25 protein-coding genes are annotated in these 23,378 nt (G+C 67.3%); 15 read left to right on the top strand and 10 right to left on the bottom strand.

Features of this window, described 5'->3' with window-relative positions; genetic code table 11:
* Window positions 1-7: 7 nt before the first annotated feature.
* Genes ASE64_RS01605 through ASE64_RS01595 form a run of 3 tightly spaced genes read right to left on the bottom strand, consistent with a single transcriptional unit; the run spans window position 8 to window position 2,063 of the window.
* Window positions 8-799, bottom strand: a complete 792-nt coding sequence (locus ASE64_RS01605) for a hypothetical protein (RefSeq protein ID WP_055774981.1) — start codon at window positions 797-799, stop codon at window positions 8-10.
* A complete protein-coding gene (locus tag ASE64_RS01600) occupies window positions 796-1,686 on the bottom strand; it encodes an ABC transporter ATP-binding protein (protein WP_055774977.1) in 891 nt (296 codons plus the stop codon). The genes ASE64_RS01605 and ASE64_RS01600 overlap by 4 nt, the downstream gene beginning before the upstream one ends.
* Window positions 1,683-2,063 (bottom strand): GntR family transcriptional regulator, encoded by a 381-nt coding sequence (locus tag ASE64_RS01595; RefSeq protein ID WP_181035688.1) that lies wholly within the window; start codon window positions 2,061-2,063, stop codon window positions 1,683-1,685. The genes ASE64_RS01600 and ASE64_RS01595 overlap by 4 nt, the downstream gene beginning before the upstream one ends.
* Window positions 2,064-2,166: 103 nt before the next feature.
* Between ASE64_RS01595 and ASE64_RS01590 the strand changes: the two genes are divergently transcribed.
* The 5 genes from ASE64_RS01590 (at window position 2,167) to ASE64_RS01570 (ending at window position 6,354) form a co-directional block, all read left to right on the top strand.
* Complete coding sequence (locus ASE64_RS01590) at window positions 2,167-2,730, top strand: YceD family protein (RefSeq protein ID WP_442853824.1); 564 nt, start codon at window positions 2,167-2,169, stop codon at window positions 2,728-2,730.
* Between the two features lie 27 nt (window positions 2,731-2,757).
* Entirely contained in the window at window positions 2,758-2,961 is a 204-nt protein-coding gene (gene rpmF / locus ASE64_RS01585) for a 50S ribosomal protein L32 (protein WP_044442139.1), read from the top strand.
* A gap of 50 nt (window positions 2,962-3,011) precedes the next feature.
* Window positions 3,012-3,743: a ribonuclease III gene (gene rnc / locus ASE64_RS01580; protein WP_055774969.1), complete on the top strand. Its 732-nt coding sequence runs from the start codon at window positions 3,012-3,014 to the stop codon at window positions 3,741-3,743.
* Between the two features lies 1 nt (window position 3,744).
* Window positions 3,745-4,665: a bifunctional DNA-formamidopyrimidine glycosylase/DNA-(apurinic or apyrimidinic site) lyase gene (gene mutM, locus ASE64_RS01575; RefSeq protein WP_055774966.1), complete on the top strand. Its 921-nt coding sequence runs from the start codon at window positions 3,745-3,747 to the stop codon at window positions 4,663-4,665.
* Window positions 4,666-4,743: 78 nt separating this feature from the next.
* Window positions 4,744-6,354: a DUF4407 domain-containing protein gene (locus ASE64_RS01570; RefSeq protein WP_156351591.1), complete on the top strand. Its 1,611-nt coding sequence runs from the start codon at window positions 4,744-4,746 to the stop codon at window positions 6,352-6,354.
* Here ASE64_RS01570 and ASE64_RS01565 read toward each other — a convergent pair whose 3' ends face one another.
* Window positions 6,355-7,074: a YoaK family protein gene (locus ASE64_RS01565; protein WP_235480464.1), complete on the bottom strand. Its 720-nt coding sequence runs from the start codon at window positions 7,072-7,074 to the stop codon at window positions 6,355-6,357. It abuts the gene before it with no gap.
* 110 nt (window positions 7,075-7,184) lie between these two features.
* Between ASE64_RS01565 and ASE64_RS01560 the strand changes: the two genes are divergently transcribed.
* The 5 genes from ASE64_RS01560 (at window position 7,185) to ASE64_RS01540 (ending at window position 13,429) form a co-directional block, all read left to right on the top strand.
* Window positions 7,185-8,282, top strand: a complete 1,098-nt coding sequence (locus ASE64_RS01560) for an acetamidase/formamidase family protein (RefSeq protein WP_055774961.1) — start codon at window positions 7,185-7,187, stop codon at window positions 8,280-8,282.
* On the top strand, window positions 8,275-9,837 hold the full coding sequence (locus ASE64_RS01555) for an AtzH-like domain-containing protein (protein ID WP_055774958.1): 1,563 nt from the start codon (window positions 8,275-8,277) through the stop codon (window positions 9,835-9,837). The genes ASE64_RS01560 and ASE64_RS01555 overlap by 8 nt, the downstream gene beginning before the upstream one ends.
* 278 nt (window positions 9,838-10,115) lie before the next feature.
* Window positions 10,116-11,327 (top strand): pyridoxal-phosphate-dependent aminotransferase family protein, encoded by a 1,212-nt coding sequence (locus ASE64_RS01550; RefSeq protein WP_082465826.1) that lies wholly within the window; start codon window positions 10,116-10,118, stop codon window positions 11,325-11,327.
* Window positions 11,324-12,571 (top strand): allantoate amidohydrolase, encoded by a 1,248-nt coding sequence (locus tag ASE64_RS01545; RefSeq protein WP_055774952.1) that lies wholly within the window; start codon window positions 11,324-11,326, stop codon window positions 12,569-12,571. The genes ASE64_RS01550 and ASE64_RS01545 overlap by 4 nt, the downstream gene beginning before the upstream one ends.
* 3 nt (window positions 12,572-12,574) lie before the next feature.
* Entirely contained in the window at window positions 12,575-13,429 is an 855-nt protein-coding gene (locus tag ASE64_RS01540; RefSeq protein WP_055774949.1) for a MurR/RpiR family transcriptional regulator, read from the top strand.
* Window positions 13,430-13,546: 117 nt separating this feature from the next.
* On the opposite strand, the gene ASE64_RS01535 is transcribed toward ASE64_RS01540, so the two are convergent.
* Both ASE64_RS01535 and ASE64_RS01530 read right to left on the bottom strand, forming a co-directional pair.
* Window positions 13,547-14,197, bottom strand: a complete 651-nt coding sequence (locus ASE64_RS01535) for an NADPH-dependent F420 reductase (RefSeq protein WP_235480462.1) — start codon at window positions 14,195-14,197, stop codon at window positions 13,547-13,549.
* Between the two features lie 40 nt (window positions 14,198-14,237).
* Window positions 14,238-15,194 carry a nucleoside hydrolase gene (locus ASE64_RS01530; RefSeq protein WP_055774946.1) on the bottom strand — a complete coding sequence of 319 codons (957 nt, stop codon included), beginning with the start codon at window positions 15,192-15,194 and terminating at the stop codon, window positions 14,238-14,240.
* Window positions 15,195-15,295: 101 nt separating this feature from the next.
* Here ASE64_RS01530 and ASE64_RS01525 point away from each other — a divergent pair, with 101 nt between their 5' ends.
* Window positions 15,296-15,610, top strand: coding sequence for a nucleoside triphosphate pyrophosphohydrolase (locus ASE64_RS01525; protein ID WP_055774943.1), 315 nt, complete (start codon window positions 15,296-15,298; stop codon window positions 15,608-15,610).
* On the opposite strand, the gene ASE64_RS01520 is transcribed toward ASE64_RS01525, so the two are convergent.
* Window positions 15,598-16,218: a nucleotidyltransferase family protein gene (locus ASE64_RS01520; RefSeq protein WP_055774939.1), complete on the bottom strand. Its 621-nt coding sequence runs from the start codon at window positions 16,216-16,218 to the stop codon at window positions 15,598-15,600. The two genes, ASE64_RS01525 and ASE64_RS01520, sit on opposite strands and share 13 nt — an antisense overlap.
* 95 nt (window positions 16,219-16,313) lie before the next feature.
* Here ASE64_RS01520 and uraD point away from each other — a divergent pair, with 95 nt between their 5' ends.
* Both uraD and uraH read left to right on the top strand, forming a co-directional pair.
* On the top strand, window positions 16,314-16,817 hold the full coding sequence (uraD, locus tag ASE64_RS01515) for a 2-oxo-4-hydroxy-4-carboxy-5-ureidoimidazoline decarboxylase (protein WP_055774936.1): 504 nt from the start codon (window positions 16,314-16,316) through the stop codon (window positions 16,815-16,817).
* Window positions 16,814-17,158: a hydroxyisourate hydrolase gene (uraH, locus tag ASE64_RS01510; protein WP_055774934.1), complete on the top strand. Its 345-nt coding sequence runs from the start codon at window positions 16,814-16,816 to the stop codon at window positions 17,156-17,158. Before uraD ends, uraH begins: the two co-directional genes overlap by 4 nt.
* Before the next feature lie 101 nt (window positions 17,159-17,259).
* Here uraH and ASE64_RS01505 read toward each other — a convergent pair whose 3' ends face one another.
* From ASE64_RS01505 to allB, 3 genes are read right to left on the bottom strand one after another with little or no spacing between them, the layout of a single operon-like run.
* Entirely contained in the window at window positions 17,260-18,666 is a 1,407-nt protein-coding gene (locus ASE64_RS01505) for an amidohydrolase family protein (protein WP_235480460.1), read from the bottom strand.
* A gap of 7 nt (window positions 18,667-18,673) precedes the next feature.
* Window positions 18,674-19,594 carry a factor-independent urate hydroxylase gene (gene pucL / locus ASE64_RS01500; protein ID WP_055774928.1) on the bottom strand — a complete coding sequence of 307 codons (921 nt, stop codon included), beginning with the start codon at window positions 19,592-19,594 and terminating at the stop codon, window positions 18,674-18,676.
* A gap of 42 nt (window positions 19,595-19,636) precedes the next feature.
* On the bottom strand, window positions 19,637-20,998 hold the full coding sequence (gene allB / locus ASE64_RS01495; protein WP_055777262.1) for an allantoinase AllB: 1,362 nt from the start codon (window positions 20,996-20,998) through the stop codon (window positions 19,637-19,639).
* Between the two features lie 175 nt (window positions 20,999-21,173).
* Between allB and ASE64_RS01490 the strand changes: the two genes are divergently transcribed.
* Both ASE64_RS01490 and ASE64_RS01485 read left to right on the top strand, forming a co-directional pair.
* On the top strand, window positions 21,174-22,217 hold the full coding sequence (locus tag ASE64_RS01490; RefSeq protein ID WP_156351590.1) for a methylenetetrahydrofolate reductase C-terminal domain-containing protein: 1,044 nt from the start codon (window positions 21,174-21,176) through the stop codon (window positions 22,215-22,217).
* A gap of 187 nt (window positions 22,218-22,404) precedes the next feature.
* Window positions 22,405-23,352 carry a hypothetical protein gene (locus ASE64_RS01485; RefSeq protein WP_156351589.1) on the top strand — a complete coding sequence of 316 codons (948 nt, stop codon included), beginning with the start codon at window positions 22,405-22,407 and terminating at the stop codon, window positions 23,350-23,352.
* Window positions 23,353-23,378 lie beyond the last annotated feature (26 nt).

The following is a 23,378-nucleotide window of genomic DNA, read 5'->3' as shown; positions in this document are numbered from 1 at the left end:
ACTTTCGTCAGTTCTTCGGCGTCGCCCTTCGCAGGATGAAGTAGCCCGTGATGGCGGCGATCGCGGTGGGCACGAGGCTCCAGGCGATCACGCCCGACGGGCCGTTCGAGCCGAACCAGGCCCAGACCGACGGCCAGCTGCTGGTGAACGACGCCAGAGCGATGCCCGCGACCAACAGCAGGGCGAGCGTGCCGAACAGAACGAGCATGCCGTTGTTGCGCCAGCGCTGGTAGATGGTCGCGATCGCGGCTCCGACGAAGTAGAAGAACAGATACGCCGCGAAGTAGAGGCCGAATCGCTCGATCCACGACGCGTCCGCGCCGCCGAAGTAGAACGTCGCGAACATGGACCCGCCGAGCCCCCACCCGTCGGTCGCCACCTCGATGGCCGCCAGCACGGTGAGACCCGCGCTGTAGACCGCCGAGAGCCCGATGAAGGTGAGCGCGCTGCCCAGCCAGAAATCACGCCTCGTCACGCTGAACCCGAGTGCGAAGGGGAACGTGAAGGCAACGGCCTGGATGCCCAGCACGAGCATGTAGACGAAGATGTAGAACAGGGCGCCGGAGAATTCGAGGCCGTCTCGCGCGTCGGCCCTGTCTGCCTCGCTCGAGATCGACGAGAAGATGATCCACCAGATAGCGACGTTCACCACGAAGATGCCCCCCATGATCATCCACGGCACGGCGAAGACGCTGTATCGGTTCACGAGGTGCAGCCGAACGACGGCGAGGATGTTCGAGGCCCCGCCAGGTCGGTCGATCCGCGCCTCGTCGATGGTCGGTTGAGTGAGGGTGCTCATGCGCTCTGCTCCAATGCTGTCTGGCTGCTGCCGGTGAGGCGCACGACGAGTTGCTGCAGCGACACGGGCGACAGCTCGAGGCCCATCTCGGTGGCGCGTGCGCGATCCTGAGGTGTGAGACGGCCGACCGTCACCGAGGCGAGACCGCCGATGCCCTCGCGATGCAGCACCTCTCGGCCGACGACGAACGAGTCGACGCCCTGCCTGGTACCGACCACGGTGGTGGCAGATCCGCGCAGGGTCTCCGCGTCCTGGTCGATGAGCAGCTTGCCCTCGTCGATCACGAGAACGTGCTCGAGCAGGTTGCTGACCTCGTCGATGAGGTGCGTCGAGAGAATCACCGTGCGGGGATGCTCGCCGAAGTCCTCGAGGAGCCGGTCGTAGAAGATCTGCCGCGCCACGGCATCCAGACCCAGGTACGGCTCGTCGAAGAACGTCAGCGGGGCGCGGGATGCCAGCCCGACGATGACCCCGATGGCCGACAGTTGGCCGCGCGACAGCTTCTTGATGCGGCGATTCAGCGGCAGCCGGAAGTCGGCGATGAGGCGTTCGGCCAGGGCGGCGTCCCAGTTGGGAAAGAACCAGGGAGCGCTGGTGAACACGTGCCGCGGCTTGAAGTCGTCGGGGTAGCGCTGACTCTCTTTGATGAAGCACACGTTCTTCAGCACACCCGAGTTCTCGACCGGGTGTTCTCCGAAGATGCGGATCTCGCCGCGGGTGGCGAAGTCCTGGCCGGTCAGCAGTTGCATCAGAGTCGTCTTGCCGGCGCCGTTGCGGCCCAGCAGCCCGTGGATGGTGTTCTTCTGGACGCTGAAGCTGACGTCGTCGACGGCGGTCGTCTCGCCGAAACGGCGGGTGAGGTGAGACACCTCTACTACTGCACTCATGCTGTGCCTTCCTTTCTGATCATGTCGATCAACTGCGTTTCGCCTATGCCGAGCTTCTCTGCCTCGACCATCAGCGGTGCGATGAATTCGTTCTGGAACTGGTCTCGGCGCTTGGCCACCAGTCGGTCTCGGGCGCCGGATGCGACGAACATGCCGATGCCGCGCTTCTTGTAGAGGATGCCGTCGTCGACGAGCACATTGACTCCCTTGCCTGCGGTTGCGGGGTTGATGCGATGGAATGCGGCGAACTCGTTCGTCGATGGAACCTGCGACTCTTCGGGAAGGGCACCGGCGATGATGTCGTTCTCGATCAGCTCGGCGATCTGCACGAAGATCGGTCGAGAGTCATCCACGACGTGTTCCCTTCGTTGGTTCATTACTCATGTAACTAACCAACCAGGCTTGCCTCGCCGTGTCAAGACTTTTTCCTGCGCACCCTCAGGGGACGCCGCGCGGCGATCGCCGGTAGACTCGAATGTTGTGAACAAATTCAAGAAGACGCCCTACACCGTGGGGGTGCACGACCTCATCCACCGGCCCGGCGAGATGCGCGAGCACGAACTCGAGATCGTTGTTCCCGAGAAGCTCGGCGAGGGCCTCGTGGCCGTTCAGGCCGACTCGATCCTCGATGTCGACCTTCGTCTCGAAGGCCTGCACGACGGCATCCTGGCGTCGGTTCATGTCTCCGGAACGGCCGACGGAGTCTGCGGGCGCTGCCTCACCGACATCCATCTGCCGGTAGAAGTCGAATTCCAAGACGTTTTCGCGTATTCTCTTGACGAAGCTTTTGATTACTCGGTTCTCGACGATCACGTCGACCTCGAACCGATGATCAGGGATGCGGTGGTACTTTCACTGCCGTTCCAACCGGTCTGTCGGCCGGATTGCCCAGGACTAGACCCGGAGACGGGTGAGAAGCTGGCCGATCAGCCGCATGACGAACCCCAGCAGATCACCGATCCGCGCTGGGCTGCGCTCGCCGGCTTCGAAGCCTCCACACAGACTGACCAAGCAGACACCGACGCCTCCGCGCGACCCGAGTGACCTGAACGATAGAGAAAAGAGAAGATCATGGCTGTTCCGAAGAGAAAGATGTCGCGGGCTTCCACCCGCATGCGTCGCGCTCAGTGGAAGGCTACGGCCCCCACCCTCGTCAAGACGATCGAGAACGGCAAGACTGTCTACAGCTTGCCGCACCGCGCCAAGATCGTCGAAGACTCCGCAGGCACCCCCCTGTTCATGGAGTACAAGGGCCGCAAGGTCGCAGACATCTAAGACTCCTGCTGTCGGCAACGACAACAGATGCGTCACCAAGGAGCGCCTCGATGGTTTCTGAACACGAAACCGACGGGTCGCTCCTTTTGGCGACTTTGCAGATCGAGCTTCCCGACGATCTGCTCGAGCTCGCCCTGACCCACCGCTCGTACTCGTACGAGCACGGCGGCATCCCCACGAACGAGCGCCTCGAGTTTCTCGGCGACTCGATTCTGGGCCAGGCGGTCACGGTCATGCTCTACCGCCGTTTTCCCGATCTCGAAGAGGGAGAGCTGGCCAAGCGCCGCGCGAGTCTCGTGTCGACGGTCGCTCTGGCGGAGATCGCCCGAGGCATCGAACTGGGTCGCTTCGTTCGACTCGGTCGCGGCGAAGAGCTCACGGGTGGTCGAGACAAGCCGTCGATCCTCGCCGACACGATGGAGGCCGTCATCGGCGCCAGCTATCTGGGTGCGGGCCCGGATGCGGCGACCGCGCTCGTGCTTCGTCTCGTAGCCCCCCTCGCCACTGCTCCCGGTCACTTCCGCATCTCCATGGACCCCAAGACGTCCCTGCAGGAGGCCGCGGGCCAGAAGGGCCTGGCCGCTCCCGTCTACGAGTTGAGCGAATCCGGGCCCGATCACCAGAAAGTGTTCGTCGCCACCGTGCGCGTAGCGACCGCGGCTGGTGCCGTCGTGGTGCAGGCCACGGGCGAGGGACCGTCCAAGAAGCAGGCCGAGGCATCCGCCGCTCGTGATGCCGTGGCGATGCTGGCGGCTCTGCCGACCGAAGTGGCGTCGGCCTAGAGTGCCCGAACTCCCCGAGGTCGAGGTCGTGCGTGCTGGCCTCGAGCGGGCCGTGTCAGGCGCGCTCATCAGCGCGGTCGAGGTCTTCGACCAGCGTTCGCTCAAACGGCACGTCCCCGCGGCGGGCGCCTTCGTCGACCTGCTCGAGGGGCACCGGATGCGCTCGGCCGTGCGCCGAGGCAAGTTCCTCTGGTTCCCGCTCGACGACGCGACCGACGCCGGAGGCCGAGCTCTCGTAACCCACCTCGGAATGAGTGGACAGGTTCTGCTGCGCACGCCCGGCGTCGAGGAAGACGGCCTGCTGCGCATTCGCCTGCACATCGAGCATCCCGAGCACGGCGAGTTCTGGGTGAACTTCGTCGACCAGCGCATCTTCGGCTCGATGGCCGTCGACGCTCTGCTGCCGACCGACGATGGGCGCGCGGCCGGCCGTGGGAGCGAGCTCGCATCCATTCCCGGCCAGGTGTCGCACATCGCGCGCGACCCGCTCGATCCGGCCTTCAGTGACGCCGCGTTCTTCGCCTCGCTCGCTCGGAAGAACACCGGCATCAAGAGGGCGATGCTCGACCAGAACCTCATCAGCGGCATCGGCAACATCTACGCCGACGAGTCGCTGTGGGCGGCACGCATCCACTACGCCCAGCCGTCGTCGTCGCTGTCGCGCGCCAAGGCGAAGCTGCTGCTGACCGAAGTGCGGTTCGTGCTCGAGAAGGCGCTCGCCGAGGGCGGAACGAGCTTCGACGCGCAGTACGTGAACGTGAACGGCGCATCAGGATACTTCTCGCACAGCCTCAATGCCTACGGTCGGCAGGGGCAGCCGTGCCCGCGCTGTGGACGCCTGATCGTGCGTGAGAGCTTCATGAATCGCGGCTCGCATTTCTGCGCCCACTGCCAGAAGCTGCGGAGTGCTCCGCAGGGCTGATTGAGGGCATGCTCACCGGATGCTCAGGGTCGGTGCGTGCATACTTGCCGCTGATCATTCGAACAGGAAGGACTCGGCGTGAGCGAAAACGACTCATCGAGTGGGCCCCAGTTGGAGCCCTGGTTCAGCGAAACCCCGAAACCGCGCCGACGCCCCGAGGCGGAGACGGTGCCGATCGAGGCGCTGTCCGGCGTCGACCTGTCGAGTGACACCTCGCCGATGACCACGGCGCCCACCGAGCAGCTCTCCGTCGAGCAGCAGGAGCAGCCCTGGTTCGAGCGGGACATCGATGCCCAGCCCGAGGCATCCGGAACCGAGGGTGAGGCGACCGCTGCCGCCGCACCGGTCGAGCCCGGCGAGAGGCCGAATGCGCGCCGTCGCCGTTTGCGCCGCACCAGCCTCGCCGTGCTCGGAGGAGCCCGCCCCGACGCCATCGAGGGCGCACCCGGCGATCGGCAGGCCTACTCGTCGATGGCCCTCATCCTGATGTTCACGGCCACCGTGGCCGCTCTGTCGATGGCCTTCGCCCTCGGCATGGTGTTCCACGCCGACTGGTTCTGGTTCATTCCGGTGGGCATCTTCTGGGGCGCGGGGATCTTCGCCATCGACCGCGCTCTCACGATCCAGCTCTCGAACACCAAGGGTGCCTGGAAGACCACGTTCGCCGTCGTTCCCCGCGTGCTGCTGGCCGCGATCCTCGGCACTGTCATCTCGACGCCGGTCACCCTGCAGATCTTCGCACCCGAGATCAGCGCTCAGATCCTGGTGATGGAGGCCGAGGCGCGTACGTCGTTCGCCAACCAGCTCGCCAGCGATCCGATCCTCTCGACCGAAGACACCGTGCGAGCCTCGATCGCCAGCAACCAGGCGATCATCGACAAGAGCGATGCCGTCGACCCGCTCACCGACCCCACCTACGCTGCCGCCAAGGCTGCAGAAGACGCGGCACTCGCCGATCTCAACGCCAAGACCGCCGCGTGGCAGGCCGAGGCCAATGGCACCGGGGGCTCGGGCCAGGTCGGTGACGGAGCCGTGACGCAGATCGCGCGACAGGCCGTCGATTCGGCGCAGACCGTCTACGACCAGGCGCAGAAAGCAACCGCCGCGGCACTCGCGACGGCGCAGCCCGCCCTAGCCTCGCAGCTGAAGGACTCGAAGACCACGGCCGAGGCCGCGCTCACCAAGGCGCAGGCAGACCTCGCCACGATCGAGCAGCGCAAGTCCGACTTCCAGGCCCAGAACGACGCGGCCGTGTCGTCGAGCGATGGCATCAGCAACCGTCTCACCGCGCTCGATCGATTGAGCAAAGAGAGCCCGTCTGCGGGGCTCGCGCACGTCATGGTGTTCCTGCTGTTCTTCGCGATCGAGCTGCTTCCCGTGATCATCAAGCTGCTGCGCAACCTCGGCAACAAGGAGTCGGTGCACGACGAGACGGCGCGCGAACACGACCGCACCGAGATCGCTCGGGTGCGCCAGCAGTTCGCGCTCGAGCGCGACCAGGCGCTTCTGGATGCTCAGATCACCACGGGCAGGCTGGCCACGCTCAGACAGCTGGCCGAGCACGAGGAGGAACTGGCGCTCGCCACGGGCAAGGAGCGAAACCTCGGACTCGACGACCGGGTGCGCAGCAAGAGCCAGGACTTCTTCGACGAGTGGGATCGCGAGCAGTCGGAGCAGCGCCGCCGCTGATCAGGCGGAGGCGTCGACCTCGGCCGGCTCCACCGGAGCGTGGTGCGGCCGACCCGCGAGGTGCCCGGTCAAGGCGACCAGAAGAGTGATGAAGGCGGCCAGGGCCACGCCCCAGCCGATGTGGATCATAAGCAGCAGCGCGCCCACGGCGGCGCCCCCGCAGATGAGCAGGATGGCGCCGGCCCGCCGGAACCACGGCTGCCCCGAGCCGCCGGCCAGTCGCGAGTCGGCGGCGAGGCCGGTGATGGTCGAGGTCACCACCACGGTGGTGACGTCTTTCACGGCGATGTGTCGCGCCGTCGCGGCCTGCACGCCCATGACCAGGGCGAAGCATCCGGTGAAGATGTACTCGTAGGGCTGCGGGGGAGGCCCGTCGTAGACGAACAGCGCGATCGTGAGGCCGACCATGACCGTGCCCACGATGCTGAACAGCACGGTGCTGTGGGTGGTCCAGCCGACCTTGACGGGGCGCAGTACGCGGCCGCCGATCGCGGCGCCCAGCATGAACCCGAACAGGGCGACGAGCGGGCCGATGACGGGCAGACCGTCGGCGCCGGCGATCGCCATTCCGAGGATCACGACGTTGCCGGTCATGTTCGCGGTGAAGACCTTGTCGAGGCCGAGGTAGCCGACCGCGTCGGCGATTCCGGTCGAGAACGTGAGGGCGAGCATCAGACCCAGATGCAGATTGGCGGGCTTGCTGCGGAGTCTTCGGAGCACGGTGCACCTGATCTTTCGATGTCTCTGGGCGTGGCGGGGCTGTCGGCTGGCGCACGATACTCTCGAAGCGACCCTCCCATCTTTCCAGACTTCGGAAGGCGCGCATTCGGATGCCGTTCACTGCACCGCTCCAGCCCGGCCAGGGATTCATCCAGGCCGCTCACTACCTGCCGGCGTCTATCGAGAACGTGCTCTGGGGCAGGCTGCCCTGCGCCGCCGACACCGAGGTCATCACCATCGAGTCGGGTGACGAGGTCACCATCGACACCCTCAGTCATGAGGGCGTGCTCGAAGACCAGGGCCGCGACCCCGTCGCGTACTTCGTCGGCCACGGCGTGGGGCGCGAGAACGTGCTCGACGACGCGATCGCGCTCGCGGCATCCGGATATCAGCGCGACCCCAAGGTCGACGGGCCGCACGTCGTGACCGGACCCATCCGCATCCGGGGTGCGAAGCCGGGCGATCTGCTGAAGATGACCCTGCTCGAGGCGACGCCGCGCGTTCCCTACGGCGTGATCTCGAACAGGCACGGCAGGGGAGCGCTTCCCGGCGAGTTTCCGCTCGTCGAGGGCTCGGTGAGCGTCTTCTCCGCCGTCGACGACGAGGCCGACGGAAGCCAGGTCGGAACCCTGCCGCTCGTCGCCGGAGCAGAGCACACCGTGCGGTTCCCGCTGCGTCCGTTCCTCGGGATCATGGGGGTGGCCGTCGCCGGGATGACGCGCCCGCACTCGGTACCGCCCGGCGCGCACGGCGGAAACATCGACATCAACCTGCTCACCGAGGGCAGCTCGCTCTACATCCCGGTTCAGGTCGACGGCGCGCTGGCCTACGTCGGCGACCCGCACTTCGCCCAGGGCGACGGCGAGGTCGCGCTCACCGCAATGGAGGCCTCGCTTCGCGTGACCGTGCGCTTCGAGGTCGTGCCGCAGAGCGAGGCGCTGAAGGCGTTCGGCGCTCTCGTCGGGCCTCTCGCCGAGACCGCGGAGTTCCTCGTTCCCACGGGAATGGACGACGACCTCGACGAGGCCCTGCGCAAATGCGTGCGCGCCGCCATCTCTCTGCTGCATGCCCGCTACGGCATGGACGAGGACCTCGCCTACGCCTACCTCAGCGCGGCCACCGACTTCAACATCTCTCAGGTCGTCGACCTGGTCACCGGTGTGCATGCCCGTGTGCGCGTCTCGGATTTCGAAGGACATCATGGCTGAGCGACTCTCTCCCACCTCCGTCACCGGCGAGCTGCCCGACGGCCTGATCGACGCCTTCTGGGCCTACGAAGACGCGCTTCTCGACAACGACCTCGAGGCGCTCGACGCGGCGTTCGCCCCCGGTGACTCCACTCTGCGCGGCGACGCGTCAGGGTTGCTCGTCGGCCACGAGCGCATCAGCTCGTTCCGCGGTGCTCGAGGTGGTGCGCCCACGCGCACCGTCACGGCGCTGCACGTGCGCGTGCTCTCGAGCGAGCATGCCCTCATCGTCAGCGAGAACCGGCCCCGCTCGGGTGGGCGTGGGCTCATCACGCAGCTGTGGGCGAGACGCCCGGATGCCGTCGGCTGGGTCATCGAGTCCGCCCAGGTGGCCGGCGCCCCCGCAGCCATGAACACGGCGATCTGGCGCGTGCTGGGCAATCCGCTGGTGGGCTCGACCGCCTCGAAAGGCGGCGCGCTCGAGGGTGAGACAGTCGCGGTGAAGGATCTGTTCGATGTGCGGGGCTTCGCCGTCGGCGCTGGCATTCCCGAATACCTCGCGGAGGCGACTCCTGCCGAGGCGAACGCGCCCGCCCTCGCCGCGCTGCTCGCGGCCGGCGCATCCGTTCGCGGCATCGCGCAGACCGACGAGTTCGCCTATTCGATCGCTGGCAAGAACGTGCGCTACGGCACCCCGCCGAACGCGGCGGTTGCCGGAGCCACTCCCGGCGGCTCATCGAGCGGACCCGCCTCGGCGGTGGCCCTGGGGCACGCCAGCATCGGGCTCGCGACCGACACCGCGGGGTCGATCCGGGTTCCCGCGTCGTATCAGGGGCTCTGGGGTCTGCGCACCACGCACGGCGCCGTCGACTCGGGCGGGCTGCTGCCGCTGGCCGCGTCGTTCGACACGATCGGATGGCTGACGAGATCTGCCTCCGTGCTGCGCGCCGCTGCCGCGAGCACGCTCGACGACGCCGCGCAGCAGCCTGTCGAGCCGCAGTTCGTGATCTCGACCGAGCTGCTCTTCGCCGCCGACCCCGCGATGCAGGGGGCGTTGGTGGATGCCGTGGGCCGGCTCGAGGCCGCGGGGCTGATCGGCGAGGTGGGCGTCGTCGACCTCGGCGACATCTCTGGTTTCTTCGCGGCGTTCCGCACCGTGCAGGGCGCGGAGGCGTGGCGTCGGCACGGCGAGTGGATCACCGCTCATCCGGGAGTGCTGGCAGACGACGTCGCGTCGCGCTTCGAGGTGGCGTCGACGATTACCGACGAGGAAGAATCCTCTGCTCGGGAGGTGCTCGGGGCCGCTCGCACCCAGCTCGACGAGGCCCTGGCCGGGCGCATCCTGTTGCTGCCGTCGACGGCGTCGACCGCGCCGTCGCTGACCGCCGACCCCGCCGAGATCGACGCTGCCCGGGCGGCGACGCTCGCCCTGACCTGCCTCGCGGGCATCGGTGGATACCCCGCACTGTCCGTTCCGCTGCTCGAGGTCGATGGTGCACCGGCCGGCCTCTGCCTCGTCGGACCACGGGGCACCGACCTGGCGCTCATCGACATCGCGACCACGTTCGTTTCCTGAGCGGCCGCCGTTCGCTGAGCCTGTCGAAGGGCAGCGCTTCCATCGACACGTCGAAGATGCGCCCAAAATCGTTCCGTAGGGTGCATTCGCGCCGAGTCGATGCTCTGCGGCCCTTCGACAAGCTCAGGGAACGTAGGCACCCCGAAGCTGTAACGCGCGTGAAACGACGGTTCCGTAGAATCGAAGCCTGAAACAGGTGATTCATTCTCAGCGAAAGCGGTCAGCTCATCTCACTCTCGTCTCTGCCCCAGCCCATCAATCCGCCGCAGCGACTCCTGATGGGGCCGGGCCCGATCAACGCCGACCCGCGGGTGTTGCGCGCCATGTCTGCGCAGCTCGTGGGCCAGTACGACCCCGCGATGACCGAGTACATGAACGAGACCATGGAGCTCTATCGCGGCGTCTTCAAGACCTCGAACGAGCAGACGCTGGTCGTCGACGGCACCTCCCGAGCCGGCATCGAGGCCGCCCTCGTCTCGTTGATCGAGCCGGGCGACCGGGTACTCGTTCCTATCTTCGGCCGCTTCGGTCACCTGCTGCGCGAGATTGCCGAGCGCTGCGGAGCCGACGTGCACGTCATCGAGGTTCCCTGGGGCCAGGTGTTCACGCCTGAGGCGATCGAGGCCGCCATCGTCGAGGTGCAGCCCTCGCTGCTCGCCGTGGTGCACGGCGACACCTCCACCACCGTGGCCCAGCCGCTCGATGAGCTCGGAGCCATCTGCGCGCAGCACGGCGTGCTCCTCTACACCGACGTCACCGCATCGCTCGGCGGCAACACCATCGAAACGGATGCCTGGGGCATCGATGTCGTGACCGCCGGCCTCCAGAAATGCCTGGCCGGCCCGTCGGGCTCCGCGCCCTCCACATTCTCGGCGGCCGCGGTGGAACGCATCGTGGCGCGCAAGAGTATCGAGGCGGGTATTCGCGAGGCCGGCGACGCGGTGGCCTCGCATCCGATTCGTTCGAACTACTTCGACCTCGCGATGATCTTCGACTACTGGGGGCCGAAGCGGCTCAACCACCACACCGAGGCCACCACGATGCTCTACGGCGCGCGCGAGTGCGCGCGCCTGCTCATCGAGGAAGGCGTCGAGAACGCCGTCGAACGACACCGGCTGCACGGCTCCGCCATGCTGGCCGGGGTTCAGGGCCTCGGCCTCGCCGTATTCGGCGATCTCGAGCACAAGATGAACAACGTCGTCGCGGTCATGATCCCCGAGGGAGTGAACGGCGACGCCGTGCGCGGCGAGCTGCTGAACGACTTCGGAATCGAGATCGGTACCTCGTTCGGGCCCCTGCACGGCAAGGTCTGGCGTATCGGCACCATGGGCTACAACGCTCGCCGTGACACCGTGCTCACCACGCTCGCCGCTCTCGAGGCCGTGCTGCGCCGGTCCGGCGCATCCGTGACACCCGGAGGGGGAGTCGGCGCGGCCTACGAGATCTACGCCGACGCCGATCGGGCCGTACGGGTCGGAGCCGAGGCGTGACGCAGCCGGCCTCGACGAGCGCGCAGGCGATTCTCGAGCGCTGCGACGAACTCGCCACCTATTCGTCGATGGATGACGGGCTCATCGAGCGCGTCTACCTCTCACCCCAGCACGCTGCCGTCAACGCCCTCGCCGGACGGTGGATGACCGAGGCGGGCATGACCACCTGGCAGGACGCCGCCGGCAACCAGTGCGGGCGGCTCGAAGGAGTGACTCCCGGTCTTCCCGCGCTGCTGCTCGGCTCGCATCTCGACACGGTCCCCTCGGCGGGACGATACGACGGAATCCTCGGCGTGCTCTCCGCGATCGCCGTCGTCGATCGAATCCGGTCGTCCGGCCGCCAACTGCCGTTCGCCCTCGAGGTCGTGGCGTTCGGCGACGAAGAGGGCACCCGCTTCGGCCGCGCTCTGCTCGGCAGTCGCGCGCTCGCAGGCACCTGGCTCGAGGAGTGGTGGCAGCTTGAAGACGAAGACGGTGTCTCGCTGCGCGATGCCTATGTGCACTTCGGCCTCGATCCGGATGCCGTTGGCGAGGCCGCGCGGTCGCGCGGCGACTTCGTGGGCTACCTCGAGACCCATATCGAACAAGGTCCGTACCTCGAAGACGAGAACAAAGCGCTGGGGGTCGTCTCGTCGATCGCGGGGGCCCGCCGCTTCCTGCTCACGATCACCGGGCAGGCGGGCCATTCGGGCACTCCATACGAACGTCGACGCGATGCTGTCGCGGGGGCAGCCGAGGCCATCACCACCATCGAGCGCATCGCACGATCCGCGCAGCTCATCGCGACGGTCGGCCACCTCGAGGTCTTTCCCGACGCGGTCAACGTGATTCCCGGCAAGGTCGAGTTCAGCCTCGACCTGCGCGGCGAATACGACACCGAGCGCGACAAGGTGTGGCTGCAGATCGAGGAGGCCATCCTCGAGATCTGCCAGCGACGACGGCTGCGGCTCACGAGCATCCAGACGCACTCGGCCAAGGCGGCCGTCTGCGCGCGTCGGCTGCGCGACGCGATCGCCGAGGGCATCCGCTCGACGGGCGACGCGCGACCGATGTCGCTGTTCTCCCGCGCCGGCCACGACGCGATGGCCATCGCGGAGATCGCCGACATCGGCATGATCTTCGTTCGGTGCAAGGGCGGCGTGAGCCACAACCCCGAAGAGCACGTCACCGAGGCAGACGTGGCGAAGGCCCTCGACGCCTTCGAAGCCACGGTGCTGCAGCTGGCCGACGGATACGAGGAGTAGCAGGTGGACACCGCGCCGCCCACGATCGGGCAGCGGATCGACAGCCAGTACGGAGCCCTCTCTCCGCAGGAGCAGCGGGCCGCCGACTTCATCCTCGATCATCTCGGCGATCTGGCTGTGTACAACGCGACGGAGCTCGCGAGGCTGAGCGGGGTGTCGAAGGCCACGGTGTCGCGGCTGTTTCGCCGCCTCGGGTTCTCTGATTCGGCCGAGGTGCGCGAGCACGCCCGCAGCCTGCGCAATCAGGGTGCTCCCCTCGGCGGCATCGGGGCCGCGGCCGGAACGCCCTCGGCGCTCGCCGCGCACGCGCGTCAAGAGAGCGAGAATCTGCAGAAGATGCTCGCCGGGCTCGACGATGGGCGCTTGGATGTCGCGGCGCGGCTCATCGCGGGCGCCGGCGAGGTCGTGCTGGTCGGTCTGCGCAACAGCTATCCGCTGGCGCTGCATCTGCGTCAGCAGCTCGCTCAGGCACGAGGTCGTGTGCGACTTGCTCCCGCGCCGGGGCAATCGTTGGGCGAGGAGCTCGCCGGCCTGGGTGCGCACGACGTGGTGGTACTCGTGGGCTTTCGGCGACGTCCGTCGGGTTTCGCGCTGATCACGCAGGCTCTCCGGGAGCGCGGGGTGCCCGTGGTGTTCATCTCGGACTCGTCTGCACGTCGGCACGCGGAGGCGACTACTCTCTGGTTGGAGTGCCCCGTCGACAGCGTCTCGGCGTTCGACAGCTACGCGGCCGCGATGAGTCTGATGAACCTGCTGGCGAGCGGCGTACTCGGAGTCGACGTGCGCGAGGGGCGGACGCGAATCGCTACGATCACGAGCGTTTACGACGCGCTCGACGAGCTCGAATCGACAGTGTGACGCGGGCCGACGGTTTCTTGTGCACACGTGACTGTGCCCGAATACCTCCATCTGGGCCGCGCAATTCGTACGGAATGGAGGTAATCGGGCACAAACCTGCTCGCCCGGGGTCGTCGATCAGCGGGTCGCGGCCGCCAGCATCTCGGTGATCTCGGAGACGGTGCCGCGGGGTCCGTAGGCCGGGGTTCCGGGCTCGACTCGCCAGCTGTTCGCGAGTGATCCGTCGTCGACGACATCGAAGCCGAAGCCGTCGATGAGGCTCGTGACTATCGTCTTGGCGTCGCCGAAGTCGCTCGAGATCACGAGGGCCCGGCGATCCTCGGTGCCGGATGCCTGTGCCTCGGAGGTGAGCTTCGCCGCCTCGATGTGGTTGAACGCCTTCACCACGCGTGACGCAGGAAGGTGACGCTGCAGAAGTGCCGCGGACGTGGTCGACTTCGAGTCGAGTTCGTCGATGTTGCCGTCGCGCTCTGGGTAGTAGTTGTTCGTGTCGATCACGATCTTGCCGGCGAGCGGCTCGACGGGAACCGACTCGTACGCCTTCAACGGGATCGTCACGATCACGAGGTCTCCGGCGGCCGCAGCCTCCTCTGCCGTCGCTGCGCGTGCCTTCGGTCCGAGTTCCTCGACGAGATCGCTCAGCGTCTCGGGGCCGCGGGAGTTGCTGATGACGACGTCATAGCCGCTGGCGACGCTCAGCCGTGCGAGCTGGCTACCGATGTGTCCGGCGCCGATGAGTCCGATGGTCGTGATTCCAGGAATAGTCATGGTGAGGGGAACGCACGCACCTCTCACAGGATTCCCGTTATCAGGCGAAGCTCAGGAGCCGGTCCATCAACAGCGGAGCGTATGGGCGGTCGACCTCGAGCACGACCCGCACATGCGCGCCGCGCTGAGGGGGATAGCCGTTGTAGACGCCGCGCATGTCGCAGATCGTCTGTCCGCGCCCGGGCCCGTCTGTCGCATCCACCGTCACCCGAACGAGCGGGGCGAGGGTCGGAACGACCTCGCCCGTGCTGATCGCCACGGCGAGAGGATCGTGCAGCGCTGAGCAGGGCCGACCGAAGACAGAGACGTAGAAGTCGTAGTAGATGCCGAGCATCTCGGCGAGCATCGGCGCGATGGTGCCCGGTGCCGAGCGTAGCCGTTCGAGGTCGTCTTCCTCGATGAGCTGATCCATGGTGGCGTCGAGTCCGACCATCGTGATGGTCCACGGGGCGGCGAAGACGAGCTCGGCGGCGTGCGGGTCGTTGATGATGTTCGCCTCGGCGACGGGCGAGGCGTTTCCGGCCACCAGTGCCGCTCCACCCATGATCGTGAGGTCGCCGACGAGCTCGGGAAGACGCGGCTCGAGCTCCAGCGCGAGCGCCAGATTGGTGAGTGGGCCGATGGCGATCAACCGCAGTTCGCCCGGGTACCGGTGGGCCATGCGCACGATGAACTCGGGGCCCGATTCGGGTAGCGGGTCGACGTGCGACGCGGGTAGTTCGACCCCGCCGATGCCGTTGTCGCCGTGGATGTGCGGCACACCTCCGTCGTACTCCGCCATGCGGAAGTGGTGAGCGCCGATGGCCACTGGCACATCGGTGCGACCCGCCGCGGCGAGCAGACGCAGAGTGTTGTCGGCGGCTTGCGCTGCCGAGGTGTTGCCCGACACGGTCGAGACCCCCACGAGGTTCACGTCGGGGTCGCTCAGCAGGTGGAACAGCGCGAGCGCGTCATCGACTCCCGTGTCGCAGTCGAGCAGATAAGGGCGTGCGGGCATGGCGGTCCTTCGCGGAGACGGGTGGGGCTTCACTCGATTATGGCGCGCTCCGACGCGAGTATCAGACCGCGAACTGAACCGCGCGGTTGCAGAATGGCGGGATGGGAAAACTCATTCGTGACCGCGTTCCAGACATCGTGCGCGAGCTGGGCCATCACATCGAGGTGCGGGAGCTGGCGGCGGACGAGTATGCGGCCGCACTGCGCGACAAGCTCCTCGAGGAAGCGCGCGAAGCGCACGATGCCGCTGGTCGAGCTGCTCTCCTCGAGGAGCTGGCAGATCTCGTCGAGGTGGCTCTCGCGCTGGCGCGGCACGAGGGCATCACCGAGGCAGAGATCCTGAACCAGCGAGCGGCCAAGAACCGCAGTCACGGCGCTTTCGACGACAGGCTGTTCTCGACGTCTTACCGTTCGTGAGTGTCGTCGGGCGAATCGACGTCGGCGCCGTCGCCGAGGTCTGAGCAGCCGATCAGCCGCGCTCCGTGCTGCACGAGGTAAGGCCGCGCGCCGACGTCGCCCGTCACGCTGTCGGACAGCGCCTTCCAATGGTCGCGACCGATGACCACCGGATGCCCGGGGCGACCCGAGAATGTGGCTTGGCGCAGGGTTTGGCGACCCATCGCATCCGGTTCGGGCCCGCTGAGTCGCCGCACCTCGGCCGAGCCGAGAGACGGCACGTCGACCGTGACGATGGCGACGGCGTCGACCTCGGGCACGAGTGCCTCGGCGGCGGCCAACCCGCTGCGGAGCGATGCCGCCATGCCCGATTCCCATCCGGTAGCGCGCGCGACCCGCACCGAATCCGCGTCGGGGAACGAACGGCGCAACAGGGCCTCGGCCTCGTCGGCACGTGCCCCGAGCACAACGACGACGGGCGCGCATCCGCCGCCCAGCAGACTGCGAACCGCGTTGACGAGCCACAAGGTTCCGTCGGCCGACTCGACGAGTGCCTTCGGCATGCCGAAGCGGGTGCCCGCACCTGCCGCGAGCACCACCCCGGCAACGGATGCGTGGGCTGTGGACATGGCCTCATCGTAGGCCCGGCCGTCGGTGCCTCCGAATAGAATCGGGTGTCTGCCCCGCACCACGGCGAGGCTGCACAGTGCCCGAAAGGCCGGTCATGACCGATCACTCTGCCGACCATCTGCGTGTCGATCTACGCGCCTGCCTCGCCGTTCCGCGTTGGATCGACGAGGTCGCCGAGCAGGCTCCGTTCGGATCGGTCGACGATCTGCTCGAGGCCGGCCGAACCGCCGCGAACCCCCTGACCCGCGACGAGGTCGAAGCGGCGCTGGCCGATCACCCGCGCATCGGCGACAAGCCCGTTGGCGAGGGCGCAGCGCAGACCTTCTCTCGCTCGGAGCAGGAGTCGCTGGGCGACGACGATGCCGAGACAGCGGCGGCCATCGCCGAGGGCAACGCGATCTACGAAAAGAGATTCGACCGGGTCTTCCTCATCCGCGCCGCCGGCCGCAGCCGAGCCGAGATCCTCGCCGAACTGAACCGACGCATCCGCCTCGACGACGACGAGGAGTTCGCGATCGTCGAACAGCAGCTTCGAGAGATCGCCCTGCTTCGCCTCGAGAAGACGTTCACCGAGCGGGGCATCGAGGTGGCCGAGTGAGTGCCCGCAGCCACATCACCAGCCACGTGCTCGACGCGGCGACGGGCACGCCGGCGGCCGGTGTTCCGGTCACGCTGGCGCAGCTCGACGGTGACGCGTGGCGAGTACTCGCCGAAGCGGTGACGGATGCCGATGGCCGCGTCTCGCAGTTCGGCCCCGAGAGTGTGCCGGTCGGCCGCTACCGGGTGACGTTCGATACGCAGGCGTATTTCGCATCGCTCGGTCAGACAGCGTTCTACCCCGAGGTGCAGGTGGTATTCGAACTGGCCGACGGCGACGCGCACTATCACGTGCCGCTTCTGCTGAGCCCGTTCGCGTATTCGACGTACCGCGGCAGCTGACGTCTGGGCCGAGCGCGCCGTTATCGGGTGAACGCGCGCTCCGTGATGGCGCTCTTGCCCGGTAACGGCGCGCTCGGCGAGAGGCTGCGCCAACGGGGCAACTACTCTGGCGCCACCACGCGTGTGCCCTGCACGTAGACGCCCGCGATCGCCGCCTCGCGCAGGCCCATAAGCAGCGCGAAGAGTTCCCTGTCGGCGTCGACCCGCTCGTCGTCAGAGCGCACCCGCCCCTCGAGCAGCATCGCCAGAGGCTCCCAGCGCTCGGGGTCGATAAGCAAGAAGTCGGCGTCTTTGCCCACGTCGAGATTGCCGAAGCGCTCCTCCATGTCGAGCGCCCGAGCTCCGGCGAGGGTGCCGGTGAAGAGCAACTCCGCCGGATGCAGAGAGACGCTCGCCTCGAGCGGCTCGCTGATGTGCACTTTGAAGGCGTCGTTCATGACCCGCGAGATGAGCCATTCGTCGCCCGCTCCCACGTCGCTTCCGAGCGCGACGGTCACCCCAGACCCGGTCGTGCGTTTCCACGGCATCGTTCCCGAGCCGAGGAACTGCTGCGACGTCGGGCAGTGTGCGATCGACGACCCTGTCTCGGCGAGGCGGGCGAGCTCGTCGTCGGTGCAGTGCACCCCGTGAGCGAAGATGCTGCGCCGGCCGAGAAGTGACGATCCGCCCTCTGTCGACCCTGGCATGAACCTGCCGTCGTAGGTGTCGAGGTAGCTCGTCGTCTCGTAGACCGCCTTCACCGCGGCGATCTCTCCGCCGATGATGCTGTCGTTCTCGCTGAGGTGACTGTGGAAGTAGACGCCCGATCCGCGCACCGCGTCGTACAGCTCGCCGAGCGCTCGCAGCGTCTCGCGCGTCACCGACAGGCTGAACCGCGGCACGATGGCGACCTGGATGCGCGCGGTCGTCGCGTCGCCGGTATCGACGGCGTGCCACCTGTCGATCTCGTCTCGCACGAGCGCAAGAGCCTCCGCTTCCCCGGTGAGCAGGGCCGACGCCGACTCCGGCCCGACGGTCTGGATGCCACGGCCCGACACCACACGCAGCCCGGCTTCCCGCGTGCTGCGGAAGAGGGCATCCTGAGCGTGCGGAAACGCCGAGCCGAAAACCATCGCGGCCGTCGTGCCGACCGCGATGCGGCGGCGAGTGAAGTCGCGCGCGATGCCCTCGGCGAAGGCGGGATCGGCGAGGCGCGACTCCGCGGGGAAGATGCAGTTGTCGAGCCACTCGAGCAGCTGCCCTCCACCGTAGGAGTCGGTGGAGTAGGTCTGCGGAAAGTGCATGTGCGCGTCGACGAAGCCCGGCACGATGTATCCGCCGCGGTTGTCGACGACGGATGCGCCGGCGAACGTCGGCGGCAGGTCTCGGGCGGCGCCGATCCATTCGATCGTGCCGGCATCCGACACGACAAGCGCACCGTCGGGAAGCGACACGAGGTGCTCTCGTGCATCCGCAACGGTGGGGGAGCCGGCCACATGGAAGATGTGGCCGAGGTAGGTGGTGCTCACGAGGTGTCTACGCGAGGTTCGCCGCGGGCGTCCACGCGGGACCCGCATCGGGCGCGTCGTCGCGAAGAACCGTGGCCTGGATCAGACCGTACGGCCGATCGTCTGCGTGGAAGACCTCGTTGTTGTTCTCGACGCCGAAGGTCTCGAGGTTGTAGAGGAAGTGGTGCTTGTTGGGGGCCGAGAACTTGATCTCAGCGATGAACGGGTACTCCTCCAGCACGGCCTTGCCCATCTCATAGAGCGTCTGCTGCAGAGCCAGCGACTGCACGGTCGCGAACCTCGAGATGAGGATGCGCTTGACGCCGGCGTAGACACTGTTCCAGTCGATCTCGGCCCACGTGACGTCGGTTTCGCTCACCCGCCACTGCGCCACGAGGGCGGTGGCCATCACCCGGTCGGTCGTCGGTTCGAGCAGGGTGTACTCGTCTTTGAGGAAGCCATGGAACTCGCTTCCGGTGGACTTGAGGATGATGAGGTCTTTGAGACCGCTGATCACCCACGTCTGCTGCTCGGCCCCGGTGCCCTCAACGGTGATGGCGGCGGTGCGCACTTCCTGGCCCAGGCGCACGAAGGTGTGCTCGTGCTCCTCGCCGTCGACGACGGCGTGCTCCCAGGCGTACTCCTCGATCTCGATGCGCGCGCCCTCGACCGGAACGACGTCGTCGACGAAGTGGCGTGCCAGCTCGAGCCCGTAGGCCTCGATGGACTCGACACCTTTCTCCTTGGCATAGGAGTACGCGGTCTGCTTCTGGGTGTCGGTCGGAAGGACCTGCGACTGGTCGCCCACGAGGTGTGCCGCCGAGAAGTCGCCGCGCAGAGCCGTCGACACGTTCAGGTCGCGGATCTCGTGCCGAGCGGAGTCGCGGGTGATGCGCACCACGCGGTTCTCTGCCTTGCCGTACTGATTGGGTCCGAGGACGATTGCCATGGGTGTGCTCCTGCGGTCGTGAGGGGTGAATGAGATCCGGGGTCAGACGCGCGCGAGCAGCCGGCCGGTGGGTGTGGATGCCGGTGCGTCGGCCGATTCGCCGCTCGTGTAGACCGGCACTCCGGCCAGCCACGTGACGGCGACCAGGCCGGTGAGTTCGGATCCGTCGAACGCCGAGACCTTGTTCTTGTGCAGCAGCGCATCGGCGCTTGCGGTGAAGGCGGCGTCGGGTGCGAACGCCACGAGGTCGGCGTCGGCGCCCACCTCGATGCGGCCCTTCTGCGAGAGCCCGGCGAAGCGGGCGGTCTTGGCAGACATCCACTCGACGACCGTCTCGAGGGCGATGCCGCGGGCCTTAGCGCCCGTCCAGACGGCGCTGAAGCTGAGCTGCAGGCCGGAGATGCCGCCCCAGGCGAGTTCGAAGTCGCCGCCGTGGGCGAACTTGAGCTCCTTGGTCGAGGGGGAGTGGTCGGAGGCGACGATGTCGATGAGTCCCGACTCGAGCGCCTGCCAGAGCAGCTCCCGATTGCCCGCATCGCGGATAGGAGGGCAGCACTTGAATTGCGTGCCGCCGTCGGGAATGCCCTCGGCGGAGAAGCTCAGGTAGTGCGGGCAGGTCTCGACCGTGATCGGAAGTCCCTCGGCCTTGGCCGCCTCGATCTGCGGGAGGGCGCGAGCGCTCGACAGGTGAAGGATGTGGGCTCGCACTCCGGTGGAGCGCACGGCCTCGATGACGTGCGCAATGGCGTCTTCTTCGGCGAGATCGGGGCGGCTCGAGACGAAGTCGAGGTAGTCGGTGCCGCCGTGGCTCTCGCTCTTCTCGAGCACGGCCGGGTCTTCGGCGTGCACGATGAGTAGGCCGCCGAACTCGGCGATCTCGAGGGCGGCAGCGAAGAGCTGCTCGGTCTCGAGATGGGGGAACTCGTCGACGCCGGAGGGCGAGAGGAACGCCTTGAAGCCGAACGCACCAGCGTCGTGCACCGCTTTCAGCGAGCCGAGGCTCGACGGGATCGCCCCGCCCCAGAACCCCACGTCGACGCTCGCCTGCGGAGCCGCGGCCTCGCGCTTGAGCTCCAGCGCCTCGACGGTGGTGGTCGGCGGGATGCTGTTGAGCGGCATGTCGATGATCGTGGTCACACCGCCCGCGGCGGCCGCGCGGGTCGCGCTGGCGAAGCCCTCCCAGTCTGTGCGACCGGGCTCGTTCACGTGCACGTGGGTGTCGACGATGCCGGGAATGAGAACCTGGTCGTCGGGCAGGGTGACGGTCTCTGCGGCGTCGAACGACGCATCCAGGTCGGCGATCGCGACGATCACGCCGTCGGCCGTGGCCACGGTCGCGGGGCGGAACTCGCCGTCGATCAGCACCCTCTCGGCCCTCACGACCAGGTCGTAGCGTTCTGCCATGGCGTCGTCGTCTCCTCGTTCGTCGGTGGTCACATCGACGGATCAAGCCTAGTGATGGGGGTCCGTCGCCGAGGCAGGTTCGGAAACACCCGTGTTACACGCCAGAGCTAGCATGAAATATTCGCATCACCGCTGATGAAACATCTGCAGCGTGCGACCGGTCGGAAGGATCCTCGTGGAATCGCTTCTCAGCCGTGTGGCCGGGCACGCCGGCTGCCCGAAAAACATGGAGTACGGGCCGTGCGGCGGGGTCGGCTTCGATGGCAGTTGCGAGGTCGGGGACTTCCGCTGCGTCTTTCTCGACGACCCTCTCGTGACCTGGCGCGTCGGCGCGCCGGCCGAGTCCGAGGCCGTGCGGCGCTCATCCGGTGCCGCCGAGATGATGGCTCTGATGACGACCCGGCCGATCGTCGTCGCCGATTTTCCGGCCAAGGCTATGGATGCCGAGTCGTTGACGGAGTGCGCGGCGCTGCTCGCCGGGCCCGTCGACGCCGCGCTGGCCGGCGACGCGGGAACTGCTCGGGTGCAGTTCTCGCCGAGCTACCGGGCGTCACTCATCCGCGCCGCGGGGCTGCAGGTCTGGACGGGACTCAATTGCCGCGACCGCAACCGCGTCGCGATCGAGGGAGAGCTCGCCGGCCTCGCGCACATCGGAGTCGCCGGTGTGCACTGCGTGACCGGCGACCACACACTGCTCGGCTCCCGCCCCGACGCGGCGCCGGTGTTCGACCTCGACTCTTCGCAGCTCGCCGCTCTGGCGCGTGCAGCGGGTCACCTCGTGTCGGTGGGGGAGTCGCCGACGACCCCGCCCGTCGAGCTGCGCGCCGCCCGGCTCCTCGAGAAGACCCGCGCGGGTGCCGACGTCTGTTTCGTGAATCACTGCGGGGGCGTGGATGCCGTGGGCCGGTTCGTGCGCGAATCGCACGACCTCGGCGTGACGGCCGCGTTCATTCCCTGCGTGCCCATGGTGACGGATCACGGGAGCGCGCGGCTGCTGCAGTCGTTCCCGTCGCTCGTGCTGCCCGATCGATATTTGGAGCGCATCGTGTCGGCCGAGGATCCGCGTGAGGAGGGCATCCGGGCCGCCGTGGCTCTGAGCCTGGAACTGCTCGAGATCGAGGGGGTCGCGGGCGTGAACCTCTCGGGTGGAGCGGGCGCCGGCCACGAGGCGGAGTTCGCCATCGCGCTCGCGGAGACGGCCCAGCGCCTCGCCCTGTGAGCCTGCGTTCGGGCACCTTTTGTGCCCGAATACCTCCATTCGTGCAGAAGAAGAGTGCGCACATGGAGGTATTCGGGCACGATCACCGCGCGTCGACCTCTCCTACCCAGCGTCGAGACTCCCGTATCCCTCCCCAGCTGCCGACCTCTGCGGGGTGGGTGGCGAGGCGAGGCGCTTGGCTGTGGCCATGGACACTCCTTCATCTGATGCTTCTCTCGTTTTCGCGCGCGATGTGCGTAAGACAGGCAACAGCGCGAACGCGCTGACGCGGGCCGTTCGACGGGACGAGCTCGCCCGCATCGCGCCCGGAAGCTACATGTCGCGGCAGCATTGGGACGCGCTGAACGAGATTCAGCGCACAACGCAACGGGCGCGAGCGGCCTCCGAACGGTGGAAGTCCGCTCCCGTCTTCTCCCACTGGACCGCGGCCGCCATCCACGGCATACCCCTGATCGGCGCGTGGCCCACTCGGCTGCATGTCATCGTCGACCGCGCGTCGACTGTTCGTTCGCGCGGCGAGATCGTCCGTCACGCGATCGGGGTGGATGCCGACGACGTCGTGCTCATCGACGGAATGCTCGTCACTTCGGTGGCTCGAACGGTGCTCGATCTCGCTGTGGACTCGACGTTCATGTCTGCCGTTACCGCAGCGGACTTCGCCCTGTGCCATAAGCGGGAGACTCGAATCGAGAAGGCCACGCTTGCCGAGGTCTGGGAGAACCGACTGCCTTTTCGCGGCCACGTCCGTGCTCGACGTGTTCTGGAATTCGCGACGCATCTGGCGGAGAGTCCCTTGGAATCAGGCAGCCGGGTCAACATTCACTTGCTGGGATTTCCTGCGCCGGAGCTGCAGGTGGAATGGCGCGACTACCGCGGTCTCATCGGGTACAGCGACTTCTTTTGGCGCGAATTGAATCGTGTGGGCGAGGCTGACGGACGTGCGAAGTACTTCGACGACGAGCTGACTCGAGGCAGATCGCTCACGCAGATCCTCTTCGACGAGAAGATCAGAGAGGATCGGATACGTGCGCTCGGTCCGGGCTTCTCTCGATGGGACTGGGATATCGGAATGAACCCGCGTCGACTGAAGCCGTTTCTGCTCGCGGCAGGACTGACGATCGTGACGCGGCGGTAATTGTGCCCGAATACCTCCATTTGCGC

It is taken from the genome of Agreia sp. Leaf210, assembly GCF_001421485.1.
In the GTDB taxonomy this organism is placed as follows: Bacteria; Actinomycetota; Actinomycetes; order Actinomycetales; family Microbacteriaceae; genus Agreia.
Note: the sequence above shows the minus strand (reverse complement) of the source record. Positions and strands in the feature narration are given on the sequence as shown.

Excerpts from the sequence above, each read along its gene's own strand:
- ASE64_RS01605 (WP_055774981.1), bottom strand. The coding sequence starts at position 799 with ATGAGCACCCTCACTCAACCGACCATCGACGAGGCGCGGATCGACCGA.
- ASE64_RS01600 (WP_055774977.1), bottom strand. The coding sequence starts at position 1,686 with ATGAGTGCAGTAGTAGAGGTGTCTCACCTCACCCGCCGTTTCGGCGAG.
- ASE64_RS01595 (WP_181035688.1), bottom strand. The coding sequence starts at position 2,063 with ATGAACCAACGAAGGGAACACGTCGTGGATGACTCTCGACCGATCTTC.
- rpmF (WP_044442139.1), top strand. The coding sequence starts at position 2,758 with ATGGCTGTTCCGAAGAGAAAGATGTCGCGGGCTTCCACCCGCATGCGT.
- rnc (WP_055774969.1), top strand. The coding sequence starts at position 3,012 with ATGGTTTCTGAACACGAAACCGACGGGTCGCTCCTTTTGGCGACTTTG.
- ASE64_RS01560 (WP_055774961.1), top strand. The coding sequence starts at position 7,185 with ATGCCGTTCACTGCACCGCTCCAGCCCGGCCAGGGATTCATCCAGGCC.
- ASE64_RS01555 (WP_055774958.1), top strand. The coding sequence starts at position 8,275 with ATGGCTGAGCGACTCTCTCCCACCTCCGTCACCGGCGAGCTGCCCGAC.
- ASE64_RS01550 (WP_082465826.1), top strand. The coding sequence starts at position 10,116 with ATGGGGCCGGGCCCGATCAACGCCGACCCGCGGGTGTTGCGCGCCATG.
- ASE64_RS01535 (WP_235480462.1), bottom strand. The coding sequence starts at position 14,197 with ATGACTATTCCTGGAATCACGACCATCGGACTCATCGGCGCCGGACAC.
- ASE64_RS01530 (WP_055774946.1), bottom strand. The coding sequence starts at position 15,194 with ATGCCCGCACGCCCTTATCTGCTCGACTGCGACACGGGAGTCGATGAC.
- ASE64_RS01525 (WP_055774943.1), top strand. The coding sequence starts at position 15,296 with ATGGGAAAACTCATTCGTGACCGCGTTCCAGACATCGTGCGCGAGCTG.
- ASE64_RS01520 (WP_055774939.1), bottom strand. The coding sequence starts at position 16,218 with ATGTCCACAGCCCACGCATCCGTTGCCGGGGTGGTGCTCGCGGCAGGT.
- uraD (WP_055774936.1), top strand. The coding sequence starts at position 16,314 with ATGACCGATCACTCTGCCGACCATCTGCGTGTCGATCTACGCGCCTGC.
- pucL (WP_055774928.1), bottom strand. The coding sequence starts at position 19,594 with ATGGCAATCGTCCTCGGACCCAATCAGTACGGCAAGGCAGAGAACCGC.
- allB (WP_055777262.1), bottom strand. The coding sequence starts at position 20,998 with ATGGCAGAACGCTACGACCTGGTCGTGAGGGCCGAGAGGGTGCTGATC.
- ASE64_RS01485 (WP_156351589.1), top strand. The coding sequence starts at position 22,405 with ATGGACACTCCTTCATCTGATGCTTCTCTCGTTTTCGCGCGCGATGTG.